Origin of the sequence: Pseudomonas sp. OV546 (assembly GCF_900116845.1) — a bacterium.
Classification (GTDB): domain Bacteria; phylum Pseudomonadota; class Gammaproteobacteria; order Pseudomonadales; family Pseudomonadaceae; genus Aquipseudomonas; species Aquipseudomonas petroselini.
Genome location: NZ_FPCE01000001.1, coordinates 112,801 through 124,045, shown reverse-complemented (window position 1 = coordinate 124,045; position 11,245 = coordinate 112,801). Strand labels below are relative to the sequence as shown.

At 62.4% G+C, this 11,245-nt stretch carries 9 protein-coding genes; all 9 read right to left on the bottom strand.

Annotated elements, in window-relative coordinates:
• Window positions 1-55: 55 nt before the first annotated feature.
• The 9 genes from BM403_RS00600 to leuC all read right to left on the bottom strand — a co-directional run bounded on the left by BM403_RS00600 (window position 56) and on the right by leuC (window position 11,137).
• A complete protein-coding gene (locus BM403_RS00600; RefSeq protein WP_015884969.1) occupies window positions 56-688 on the bottom strand; it encodes a phosphoribosylanthranilate isomerase in 633 nt (210 codons plus the stop codon).
• A 64-nt stretch (window positions 689-752) separates the two neighbouring features.
• A complete protein-coding gene (gene truA / locus BM403_RS00595; RefSeq protein WP_043205660.1) occupies window positions 753-1,577 on the bottom strand; it encodes a tRNA pseudouridine(38-40) synthase TruA in 825 nt (274 codons plus the stop codon).
• A gap of 283 nt (window positions 1,578-1,860) precedes the next feature.
• Window positions 1,861-4,431 carry a FimV/HubP family polar landmark protein gene (locus BM403_RS00590; protein WP_093541189.1) on the bottom strand — a complete coding sequence of 857 codons (2,571 nt, stop codon included), beginning with the start codon at window positions 4,429-4,431 and terminating at the stop codon, window positions 1,861-1,863.
• A 160-nt stretch (window positions 4,432-4,591) separates the two neighbouring features.
• The gene (locus BM403_RS00585; protein WP_043205661.1) at window positions 4,592-5,602 is read right to left on the bottom strand and encodes an aspartate-semialdehyde dehydrogenase; all 1,011 of its coding nucleotides are present in this window, start codon (window positions 5,600-5,602) and stop codon (window positions 4,592-4,594) included.
• A gap of 237 nt (window positions 5,603-5,839) precedes the next feature.
• Window positions 5,840-6,952, bottom strand: a complete 1,113-nt coding sequence (gene asd, locus BM403_RS00580; RefSeq protein WP_015884973.1) for an aspartate-semialdehyde dehydrogenase — start codon at window positions 6,950-6,952, stop codon at window positions 5,840-5,842.
• 64 nt (window positions 6,953-7,016) lie between these two features.
• Window positions 7,017-8,099 carry a 3-isopropylmalate dehydrogenase gene (leuB, locus tag BM403_RS00575; protein WP_049712330.1) on the bottom strand — a complete coding sequence of 361 codons (1,083 nt, stop codon included), beginning with the start codon at window positions 8,097-8,099 and terminating at the stop codon, window positions 7,017-7,019.
• A gap of 53 nt (window positions 8,100-8,152) precedes the next feature.
• Window positions 8,153-8,917 (bottom strand): class I SAM-dependent methyltransferase, encoded by a 765-nt coding sequence (locus BM403_RS00570; RefSeq protein ID WP_015884975.1) that lies wholly within the window; start codon window positions 8,915-8,917, stop codon window positions 8,153-8,155.
• Between the two features lie 146 nt (window positions 8,918-9,063).
• The gene (leuD, locus tag BM403_RS00565; protein WP_093541187.1) at window positions 9,064-9,708 is read right to left on the bottom strand and encodes a 3-isopropylmalate dehydratase small subunit; all 645 of its coding nucleotides are present in this window, start codon (window positions 9,706-9,708) and stop codon (window positions 9,064-9,066) included.
• 10 nt (window positions 9,709-9,718) lie between these two features.
• Window positions 9,719-11,137 carry a 3-isopropylmalate dehydratase large subunit gene (leuC, locus tag BM403_RS00560; protein ID WP_015884977.1) on the bottom strand — a complete coding sequence of 473 codons (1,419 nt, stop codon included), beginning with the start codon at window positions 11,135-11,137 and terminating at the stop codon, window positions 9,719-9,721.
• Window positions 11,138-11,245 lie beyond the last annotated feature (108 nt).

The window sequence follows — 11,245 nt, the reverse complement described above, 5'->3', positions numbered from 1 at the left end:
GGCGCCGGGCTGTTTTACACAGTGGTAGTTATGGACGGCGGCAGACTGCCAGCCGTCACATCGCACCGCTGCTGTTGCGCACGGCCTGCATGAACGCGCGAATCTTGCTGTGATCCTTGATGCCCTTGCCCTGCTCTACTCCACCGCTGACATCCACGGCATACGGTTGTACCTGCTCGATCGCCGCCCCGACATTCGTGGGGGTGAGCCCACCGGCCAGGATGATCGGCTTGCTCAACCCCGGGGGAATCAGCGACCAATCGAACGCCTCGCCGGTACCGCCAGGCACGCCTTCGACGTAGGTGTCCAGCAGGATCCCGCGAGCGCCACTGTAGGCGGCACACGCTGCCGCGATATCGTCCCCGGACTTGACGCGCAGCGCCTTGATATACGGGCGCTGGTAGCTTTCACACTCGTCGGGTGTTTCGTCGCCGTGGAACTGCAGCATATCCAGGGGCACGGCATCCAGGGTTTCGTTGAGTTCGCAGCGGCTGGCGTTGACGAACAAACCCACAGTGGTCACGAACGGCGGCAATGCGGCGATGATCGCCCGCGCCTGCAACACATTCACCGACCGCGGGCTCTTGGCGTAAAACACCAAACCAATGGCGTCCGCCCCCGCCTCGACTGCCGCCAGCGCGTCTTCTATGCGGGTAATCCCGCAAATCTTGCTGCGAACGGCTGACATGTCGTGGAAACCTCAGGGGTTGGGCCGAGAAAGTCCCGGATGGTAACAAAAGCTTTTCCGGGCGTCAGCCGCCAAGTTCGCTGAAACCTGTGAGGAAGTGTGGCCCGATGAAACGCTCCGGCAATTCGAACTCGTCGCGGTACTCCACATCCACCAGGTACAGGCCGAACGGATGCGCCGTGACCCCGCCGGTACGGCGAACCCGGCTTTCCAGCACTTCCTTGGCCCACGCCACCGGGCGCTCGCCGGTGCCGATGGTCATCAGCACCCCGGCAATGTTGCGCACCATGTGATGCAAGAAGGCCCCGGCGCGGATATCCAGCACGATCATCTTGCCGTGGCGGGTCACGCGCAGGTGGTGGACTTCCTTGATCGGCGACTTCGCCTGGCACTGGCCGGCACGGAAGGCACTGAAATCATGCACGCCCACCAGGTGCTGCGCGGCTTCGGCCATGCGCTCGGCGTCCAGTGGGCGGTGGTTCCAGGTGATTTCTTCGTTGAGGTGCGCCGGGCGGATCTGGTCGTTGTAGATGACATAGCGATAACGCCGGGCAATGGCTTTGAAGCGCGCATGAAAATGCGCAGGCATGACCTTGGCCCAGCTGACGCTGACATCATGGGGCAAATTGATATTAGCCCCCATCACCCAGGCTTTCATTGAGCGCTCAGCCTGGGTGTCGAAGTGCACCACCTGGCCGCAGGCATGCACGCCAGCATCGGTACGCCCGGCGCACATCAGCGACACTGGCGAGTCGGCAACTTTGGACAGGGCCTTCTCCAGGGTTTCCTGCACTGTCAGCACGCCGGATGCCTGACGCTGCCAGCCGCGATAACGCGAGCCCTTGTATTCCACGCCCAGCGCGATGCGGTAAAAGCCTGCAGCCGCCATTTCGGCGGCCGGATTATCTATATTTGCCAAGAACTGAGAGCCTGATGAGTTGCGCGAAGGCGGCCATTATAAAGGCGACTACACAGTGGCGGGCGCTTTTGTAATGGATTGGCTTGAGCCAATGTGGGAGGGGGGCTTGCGGTGGTGGGCGGGGTTATTCCTCCAGATCTAGTGGGGCTGCTTCGCAGCCCAGCGCGGGGCAAGCCCGCTCACCACAGGAAGCCCGATCACCACAGCGAGCCCGATCACCACGGCAAGCCCCACACTGGATTTGCGTCGCCCGTTAAATACGGCCGAGCATTTCCTTGGCCTCGCCACGCTGTGCCTCGTCACCCTCGGTCAGCACTTCGGAGAGGATGTCCCGTGCGCCGTCCGCATCACCCATGTCGATATAGGCCTGGGCCAGGTCGAGCTTGGTTGCCACTTCGTCTGTGCCGGAAAGGAAGTCGAACTCCGGCTCGTCATCGCCCATTGCCGCGTCTTCCGCGGTGAACGATGGTTCGATGGACGGGTGTTCCAGACTCTGGGACAGACGGTCCAGCTCGGCGTTGACATCATCCAGCTCCGACGCGAACGCATCAGGCTTGGCGCCCGCTTCCGGCTCATCGGCCAGGGACAGGTCGAAATCTTCCGGCAGGTCGAAGTCGTCCAGTGCCGCAGGCGTCAAGGTCGGCGGCTCGACGGCCGGCACGTCCTTCATCTGGTCTTCCAGGCCTGATAGGAAGTCGTCATCGGATTGCGCCGAAGCCGGCGCATCCAGTTGCAGGTCCAGGTCGAAGTCCGACAGGTCATCGGGGCTAGCGTTGGCTTCGGTCTGCTGCTTCAGAAGCGACTCGAAGGTCTGCTGATCGTCCTTGACCTCCGCTGGGGAGGCTTCTTCCAGGTCGTCCAGGCTCAGATCGAAATCGGTGTCGAAAGCCTCCGGTTGCGCAGGCGCCGGCTTGTCTTCGAGCAAATCCTTAACGTATTGAGCATCCAGGGCAGCGGCGGCCACCGCCGCGCTGACACCCGCCGCCAACACGGCCATGGCCGGGAAGCGACTCTTGAGCTGCTCGACCTGGGCATGGTTTTCACCATTGGCCACCAGTTGACGCTCCTGGCTCACGAAGCCGTCCTTGTCGTTTTGCAAACCGTAGACTTCCATCAGCTTCAAACGCAGATCGCTGCGTTTGGGCTCATGCTTGATCGCCTGCTGCAATACATCGGCGGCCTGGTTCAGGTGGCCACGATCGATATGGGATTGAGCTTGGGCCAACGCATCGTTGGCGTTTACCGGGGCAACAGCAACGGCCAGCGGCGCCAGCACGGAAGCAACGGTCGGCACAGCGACAGCCGGCTCAGCCACCGGGGCCGGTGCTGGCGCGGCGGCCAGCTTGACGTTTGGCGGCGGCACTTCCAGGCCTTCGAAGCTGTCCGGCGGCAGGTCGTGGTCGATGTTCGAGGTGAACACCGGCTCTTCAGCCAGGGCCCGCGCCATGCGCAGGTGCTTTTCCTCTTCGAGGCGTGCGTTGCGATGGCGCGCCCACAACAGCAGGAGCAACAGCACCAGCAGGCCAGCCGCACCGCCGACCACGCCGAGTACGATCGGGTTGGTCAGCACGTCATTGAATTTACCTTCGGTGCTGTCAGGCGCTGCATCCGCCTTGACGGGCTCAGGCGCGGGCGCGGCGGGCGCAGGGGTCGCGGTGGCGGCATCCGGCGCGGCAGGGGCAGACGGGGCAGCCGCCGGCTCGCCGGCCAACTGCGCAGGCATCGCCGCCGTGGCCGCCGTGGCCGCCGTGGCCGGGACACCCTTTTCAGCCTGCAGACGCGCGAGTTGATCGTTTTTCAGTTGAATCAGCTTTTGCAGCTTGTCCAACTGGCTTTGCAGGTCGGCAGCGCGGCTTTTCAGCTCTTCGTTGTCGCGACGGGTGGTGTCCAGTTGCTCCTGGGTCATCGCCAGTTTGTCGCTCAGCGCCGCGCTATCGCCCGCCTTGCCCTTGGCGCCCTTCTTGGCCGCCTCGGCCGACACCAGGCTCAAGTTGTCCTTGGCGTTGGTGCTTGCAGGCGCATTGCCAGCCTGGGTGCGCTTGGTGGCGTCCAGCTGCTGCTTGCCCGCCGCAGGATTGGTTGCGGCACGTCGCCCCTGGCGCCAGGCGGCGTTCTGCGCGCTCACTTCGGCAATCGCCTGGGGTTGCGGCAGCGCGGTGCTTTGTACGGTATCCGGCAGGCGCAGGACGTGACCGGTTTTAAGGCGGTTGATATTGCCGTCGATAAACGCGTCCGGGTTCAGCGCCTGGATCGCCAGCATGGTCTGCTGAACCGAGCCGCCGTTACGGTTCTTCGCGGCAATTTCCCACAAGGTGTCGCGGGGCGTGGTGGTGTGCTGTGCGGGTTTGCTCACGGCCGGCGCTGTGCTGGACGGCGCTGCCAGGCGCGGTGCCGGCGCGGCGGTCGTCGGTGCGGGCTGGTCGAACTTGGCCGGGTCGAGCAAAACGCTGTAGTCGCGCATCAAACGGCCATTAGGCCATTGCACCTGCAGCAGGAAACGTACGTAGGCGTCCGGCAACGGCTTGCTGGAGGTGACACGCACCACGCTGCGGCCGTTGGGATTGACCACCGGAGTGAACGTCAAGTCATTGAGAAATGCCTGGCGATCAACACCGGCATCCACAAACGCCTGGGACGAGGCCAGGCTCGGGGTGATCTCGGAAGCCGTGAGGCCACCGACATCGAGCAATTCGATTTCCACCGCCAACGGCTGGTTCAACTTCGACTTGAGGGTCATCTCCCCCAGCTGCAGCGCCTGCGCCATACCGGAGGACAGCGCCGAGGCGGCCGCTATTGCTAACACCAGTTTGCGAACTTGAACCATAGCCTCATCCTTTTTGAACACTCCCCGGCCTGCGAGAAGGTTGGTAACCGCTGCCATAAGGCATGGCGAGCCGATAGGTCACCGACGCGCAACTTTTCCTACCTGGGGCCAAGCATAGCGCCTGGCTAGAATCAATCTACAAATTGCCGCCAAGTATCTTTTACGCAAGGCCTTTTATCAACAACTGCGCCAGCTGTACGGCATTCAGCGCGGCGGCTTTGCGTACGTTATCTGACGTCAGCCACAGATTTAGTTCCGCCGGGTCATCCACGCCCGCACGAACCCGCCCTACATAGATCACATCCTGGCCCACGGCGTCACCCACCGCCGTAGGGTAGTCGCCCTCGTCCACCAGCTCTATACCTGGGGCTGCGTCGAGTAGGCGGTTCACGGCAGCGAGGTCCACCGGTGCTCCCAGTTGCAGAGACACAGTCAGGCTATCGCCAAAAAACACCGGGGCTTGAACGCAAGTTGCGGAAATCTTTAGCAAAGGTAATTCCAGCACTGCGCGCAGTTCGTGTACCAGGCGCTTTTCCAAGGCGGTATGACCTTGGGCGTCCGGCGTGCCGACTTGTGCCAACACATTGAAGGCGACCTGGCGATCAAAGAATTTCGGCTCCAGCGGGCGCATATTCAGCAGCTCGGCGGTTTGCCGGGCCAGCTCGCTGACGGCCTCACGGCCCTGGGACGACATCGCCAGGCTGGCGGTGACGCTCACGCGCTGGATATCCAGCACGCTACGCAAGGGGGCGAGGACGACTGCCAAGTTGGTCGCCGACGGGCTTGGGCTGCCGAGCTGGAACGGCTTACTCAGGCCGTCCAGCACATGGGCATTGGCTTCCGGCACCACTTGCGGCGCCTGCTCGGCCGGCAATGCGCCAGACAGATCAATCAACGAGCAGCCCGCCGCCGTGGCGCGCGGCGCAAAACTTGAGGTGACCGCCGGCCCCGCCGCAAAGAACGCCAGCTGGACTTTACTGAAGTCGAACTCGTCAACCTCCCTCACCCGCACGTTCTTGCCGCGAAACGGCACCGATGCACCGGCGGAGTTGCTGCCTGCCAGCAGATGCAGGGTGCCGACCGGGAAGTCCAGCTCTTCGAGGATCTGCACCAGGGTTTCACCTACGGTGCCGGTGGCGCCGATCACGGCGATATCAAAGGTCGGGTTCATGGGGACTGCCTCGGGCATTGCGGGGGGAGCGGCACTTTACCGGGTGGTGGGGGGCGAGGCAATTAAGCTGGGATTTGTGGCGTGGCTGATGGCCATATCGGGGGCAAGCCCCCTCCCACATTTGGGCGCGTTCGCCAATCAAGGGTGGGAGGGGGCTTGCCCCCGATAAGGCCCGACCAAACAACAAAAAACCCGCGCCTGTCACCAGTCGCGGGTTTCTCTCATTGCCTCAAACTATCAACGTTCCAGCAGAATCCGCAGCATGCGGCGCAGCGGTTCGGCCGCGCCCCACAGCAGCTGGTCGCCTACGGTGAACGCGCCCAGGAACTGGCTGCCCATGTTCAGCTTGCGCAGACGGCCTACCGGTACATTCAAGGTGCCGGTGACCTTGGTCGGGCTCAGCTCCTGCATGCTGATGTCGCGGTTGTTCGGCACCAGCTTGACCCAGGGGTTGTGCTGGCTGATCAACGCTTCGATATCGGCGATCGGCACGTCTTTGTTCAGCTTGATGGTCAGCGCCTGGCTGTGGCAGCGCATCGCGCCGATACGCACGCAGATGCCGTCCACCGGGATCGGGCTCTTGAAGCGGCCGAGGATCTTGTTGGTCTCGGCCTGGGCCTTCCACTCTTCGCGGCTCTGGCCGTTCGGCAGCTCTTTGTCGATCCAGGGGATCAGGCTGCCGGCCAATGGCACGCCGAAGTTCTCGGTCGGGTACGCCTCGCTGCGCATGGCTTCAGCCACACGGCGGTCGATGTCGAGGATCGCGCTGGCCGGGTCGGCCAGTTGATCGGCGACGGCAGCGTGGGTCGCGCCCATTTGCTTGATCAGTTCGCGCATGTTCTGCGCGCCGGCCCCGGAGGCCGCCTGATAAGTCATGGCGCTCATCCACTCGACCAGGCCGGCTTCGAACAGGCCACCCAGGCCCATCAGCATCAGGCTGACGGTGCAGTTGCCGCCGACGTAGTTCTTGGTGCCGGCGTCCAGTTGCTGGTCGATGACCTTGCGGTTCACCGGGTCAAGGATGATCACCGCATCGTCCTGCATGCGCAGGCTGGAGGCGGCGTCGATCCAGTAACCCTGCCAGCCGGCTTCGCGCAGCTTGGGGAAGACTTCGCTGGTGTAGTCGCCACCCTGACAGGTCAGAATCACGTCGAGGGTTTTCAGCTCTTCAATGTTGTAGGCGTCCTTGAGCGGAGCAATATCCTTGCCCACGGACGGCCCTTGGCCACCCACGTTCGAAGTGGTGAAAAACACCGGCTCAATAAGATCGAAATCCTGCTCTTCCAGCATCCGCTGCATGAGCACGGAACCGACCATACCGCGCCAACCGATCAGACCTACACGTTTCATCGCAACTACACCTTGTTAAAAAGTGGGCCGCCTTGCAGCAACAACTGCAAGTGGGCCCGAGAGATTACAGATTCCGCAGCGCGGCGACTACTGCGTCGCCCATTTCTTGCGTACCGACCTTGGTGCAACCCTGCGACCAGATGTCGCCGGTGCGCAGGCCCTGATCGAGTACCAGGCTCACGGCCTTCTCGATGGCATCCGCCGCGTCGCTCAGGTTGAAGCTGTAACGCAGCATCATGGAGACCGACAAAATGGTCGCCAACGGGTTGGCAATGCCCTGGCCTGCGATGTCCGGCGCCGAACCGTGGCAAGGCTCGTACATGCCCTTGTTGTGGGTGTCCAGGGACGCCGACGGCAGCATGCCGATGGAACCGGTGAGCATCGACGCCTGGTCGGACAGGATGTCGCCGAACAGGTTGTCGGTGACGATCACGTCGAACTGTTTGGGTGCACGCACCAGTTGCATGGCAGCGTTGTCGACGTACATGTGGCTCAGTTCGACGTCCGGGTAGTCCTTGGCCACTTCTTCGACGATTTCGCGCCACAGTTGGCTGGAGGCCAGCACGTTGGCCTTGTCCACCGAGCAGACCTTCTTGCCACGCACGCGGGCCATGTCGAAACCGACACGGGCGATACGGCGGATTTCGCTCTCGCTGTACGGCAGAGTGTCGTAGGCCTGGCGCTCACCATTTTCCAACTCACGCACACCGCGTGGCGAGCCAAAGTAGATACCACCGGTCAGCTCGCGCACGATCAGGATATCCAGGCCCGCGACCACTTCCGGCTTGAGGCTCGAGGCGTCCGCCAGTTGCGGATAGAGGATGGCCGGGCGCAGGTTGCCGAACAGGCCCAGTTGCGCGCGGATTTTCAGCAGGCCGCGCTCAGGGCGGATGTCACGTTCGATCTTGTCCCATTTCGGGCCGCCCACGGCGCCGAGCAGCACGGCGTCGGCCGCGCGTGCACGGTCCAGGGTCTCGTCGGCCAGCGGTACGCCGTGCTTGTCGATGGCAGCGCCGCCGATCACGTCGTGGCTCAGCTCGAAGCCCAGGCTGTACTTGCTGTTGGCGAGCTCCAGTACCTTGACCGCTTCGGCCATGATTTCCGGACCAATGCCGTCGCCAGGGAGAATCAGAATCTGCTTGCTCATGCGTTCCTCATTTCATCAAGCGACCCGCCCGTGGGCAGGTCGGGAAAAATCAATCAGCGTTCGGCAAAGACCACCAGCACGTCGGTGCTGAAGGTGCCGTCGGCTTGAATTTCGTAGTAATCGCGCACTTCCTGGCCCATCGCCTGTTGCAGCTCAAGGATCGCGGCACGCAACACCTCTGGCGTGCGCATGCGCTCGACCCAGGAGGTGTATTCCAGGCGCAAACGCTGGCGGCTACTGTTGCGCACGTGCAGACCGGTTTCGCTGAGCTGCTGCATCCACTCGGCGGCGGAGTAATCGCGCACGTGGCTGGTGTCGCGCAGCACTTCGGCGGTTTGCAGGTAAGTGTCCAACAGCGGGCTGCCCGGTGACAAGACGTCGACGAACGCCACCACGCCGCCCGGCTTGAGCACGCGTCGCACTTCGCGCAGGGCCAGGCGGAGGTCGCTCCAGTGGTGGGCCGAATAACGGCTGAACACGAAGTCGAACTCACCGTCGGCGAACGGCAGGCGTTCGGCGGCGCCCTGTACGGTGCGGATGTTCTCAAAGCCGCGGTCTACCGCAGCGGTGGCGACGACGTCGAGCATCTGCTGGGAGAGGTCATAGGCCACGACCTCTTTAACCAGCGGCGCCATATTGAAACTCACATGACCGGCACCGCAACCCAGGTCCAGCAGTCGCGCAGCGCCCTGCCCGACCAGTTCGGCCTGTAACAGCGCGAATTCGGTGCCTTGGGCGTGTACGGCACTGCTCAGGTAGGCCGAGGCTTGCTCGCCGAATTGTTTTTGCACGACTTGGGTGTGGACGGTGGCGGTCATGGTGGTTTTCCTTGGGTTTTGGGGTGGTTGTACGGGCGCAATCGCAGGCAAGCCAGCTCCCACATTGATCGGTGTTCTCCTGAACAACTCGGTCAACTGTGGGAGTCGGGCTTGCCCGCGATGGGGCCAGCACGACCTACCTCATATCAGGCATCACGAAACAACCAAGGCTGGCTCGCCCGGTGCTTGACTTCAAACGCGGCAATCGCATCGCCGTCCTGCAAGGTCAGGCCGATATCGTCCAGGCCGTTGATCAGGCAGTGCTTACGGAACGCATCCACTTCAAAGTGATACACCTTGCCGTCCGGACGCGTCACGGTTTGCGCGGCCAGGTCGACGGTCAACTGGTAGCCCTCTTCGGCTTCCACCTGCTTGAACAGCTCGTCGACTTCGGCATCGCTCAAGATGATCGGCAACAGGCCGTTCTTGAAGCTGTTGTTGAAGAAGATGTCCGCGTAGCTCGGCGCGATGATGCTGCGAAAGCCATATTCTTCCAGCGCCCACGGCGCGTGCTCACGGCTGGAGCCGCAGCCGAAGTTTTCCCGCGCCAGCAGCACGCTGGCGCCCTGGTAACGCTCGGCGTTGAGCACGAAGTCCTTGTTCAACGGGCGCTTGGAGTTGTCCTGGTAGGCGTAGCCCACGTCCAGGTAGCGCCACTCGTCGAACAGGTTCGGGCCGAAACCGGTGCGCTTGATCGACTTCAAGAACTGCTTGGGGATGATCTGGTCGGTGTCGACGTTGGCACGGTCCAAAGGGGCGACAAGGCCAGTGTGTTGAGTAAAAGCACGCATCGGGTATTCCTCAGATCAATTCGCGAACGTCGATGAAACGACCGTTGACGGCAGCGGCAGCGGCCATGGCCGGGCTGACCAGGTGGGTACGCCCGCCGGCGCCCTGACGCCCTTCGAAGTTACGGTTGGAGGTGGACGCGCAATGCTCGCCCGACTCCAGGCGGTCGGGGTTCATCGCCAGGCACATCGAGCAGCCCGGCTCACGCCATTCAAAACCGGCTTCGAGGAAGATCTTGTCGAGGCCTTCAGCTTCTGCCTGGGCTTTCACCAGGCCTGAACCCGGCACCACGATCGCCTGCTTGATGGTCGAGGCGACTTTGCGGCCCTTGGCGATCACCGCAGCGGCGCGCAGGTCTTCGATCCGCGAGTTGGTGCAGGAACCGATGAATACGCGATCCAACTGAATGTCAGTAATCGCCTGGTTGGCTTTCAACCCCATGTACTTCAACGCGCGCTCGATGGAGCCCCGCTTGACCAGGTCAGCCTCTTTAGCCGGATCCGGCACGTTCTGGTCAACCGCCAGAACCATTTCCGGCGAAGTGCCCCAGCTGACTTGCGGCTTGATCTGGGCCGCGTCCAGCTCGACCACCGTGTCGAACACCGCATCGGCGTCGGACACCAAGTCTTTCCAGGCTTCGACCGCTGCATCCCAATCCGCGCCTGCAGGTGCGAATGGACGCCCCTTGACGTAGTCGACGGTCTTTTCATCCGCCGCCACCATACCCACACGGGCACCGGCTTCGATGGACATGTTGCAGATGGTCATGCGGCCTTCGATCGACAAGTCGCGAATCGCACTGCCGGCAAACTCGATGGCATGGCCGTTACCGCCCGCTGTACCGATCTTGCCGATCACCGCGAGCACGATGTCCTTGGCGGTCACGCCGAACGGCAACGTGCCTTCGACCTTCACCAACATATTCTTCATCTTTTTGGCGACCAGGCACTGGGTGGCGAACACATGTTCCACCTCGGAAGTGCCGATGCCGTGGGCCAAGGCGCCGAACGCACCGTGGGTGGAGGTGTGGGAATCGCCGCAGACCACGGTCATGCCCGGCAAGGTGGCGCCCTGCTCCGGGCCGATCACGTGCACGATGCCTTGACGCACGTCATTCATCTTGAATTCGGTGATGCCATATTCGTCGCAGTAGTCGTCGAGGGTCTGCACCTGCAAACGCGACACTTGGTCGGCAATGGCTTCGATACCGCCCTTGCGCTCAGGGGTGGTGGGTACGTTATGGTCCGGGGTGGCGATGATGGAATCGACGCGCCAAGGCTTGCGCCCGGCCAGCCGCAGGCCTTCGAACGCTTGGGGCGAGGTCACTTCATGGATGATGTGACGGTCGATATAGATCAGCGACGAGCCATCGTCGCGCCGTTTCACTTCATGGGAATCCCAAAGCTTGTCGTAAAGCGTTTTGCCGGCCATCAGTCGGTCCTCATCAGCGGTGTTTCTCTATGCCGGGCTTTTCAATAACCCTTTGGCTTGTGAGGCTGATGGTATGGCGCTACATTAAATAACTCAAATTCATATTTT

What these genes read in the sequence shown, in the direction of transcription:
- BM403_RS00600 (WP_015884969.1), bottom strand. Translation starts at nt 688, where the DNA reads ATGTCAGCCGTTCGCAGCAAGATTTGCGGGATTACCCGCATAGAAGAC.
- truA (WP_043205660.1), bottom strand. Translation starts at nt 1,577, where the DNA reads ATGGCGGCTGCAGGCTTTTACCGCATCGCGCTGGGCGTGGAATACAAG.
- BM403_RS00590 (WP_093541189.1), bottom strand. Translation starts at nt 4,431, where the DNA reads ATGGTTCAAGTTCGCAAACTGGTGTTAGCAATAGCGGCCGCCTCGGCG.
- BM403_RS00585 (WP_043205661.1), bottom strand. Translation starts at nt 5,602, where the DNA reads ATGAACCCGACCTTTGATATCGCCGTGATCGGCGCCACCGGCACCGTA.
- asd (WP_015884973.1), bottom strand. Translation starts at nt 6,952, where the DNA reads ATGAAACGTGTAGGTCTGATCGGTTGGCGCGGTATGGTCGGTTCCGTG.
- leuB (WP_049712330.1), bottom strand. Translation starts at nt 8,099, where the DNA reads ATGAGCAAGCAGATTCTGATTCTCCCTGGCGACGGCATTGGTCCGGAA.
- BM403_RS00570 (WP_015884975.1), bottom strand. Translation starts at nt 8,917, where the DNA reads ATGACCGCCACCGTCCACACCCAAGTCGTGCAAAAACAATTCGGCGAG.
- leuD (WP_093541187.1), bottom strand. Translation starts at nt 9,708, where the DNA reads ATGCGTGCTTTTACTCAACACACTGGCCTTGTCGCCCCTTTGGACCGT.
- leuC (WP_015884977.1), bottom strand. Translation starts at nt 11,137, where the DNA reads ATGGCCGGCAAAACGCTTTACGACAAGCTTTGGGATTCCCATGAAGTG.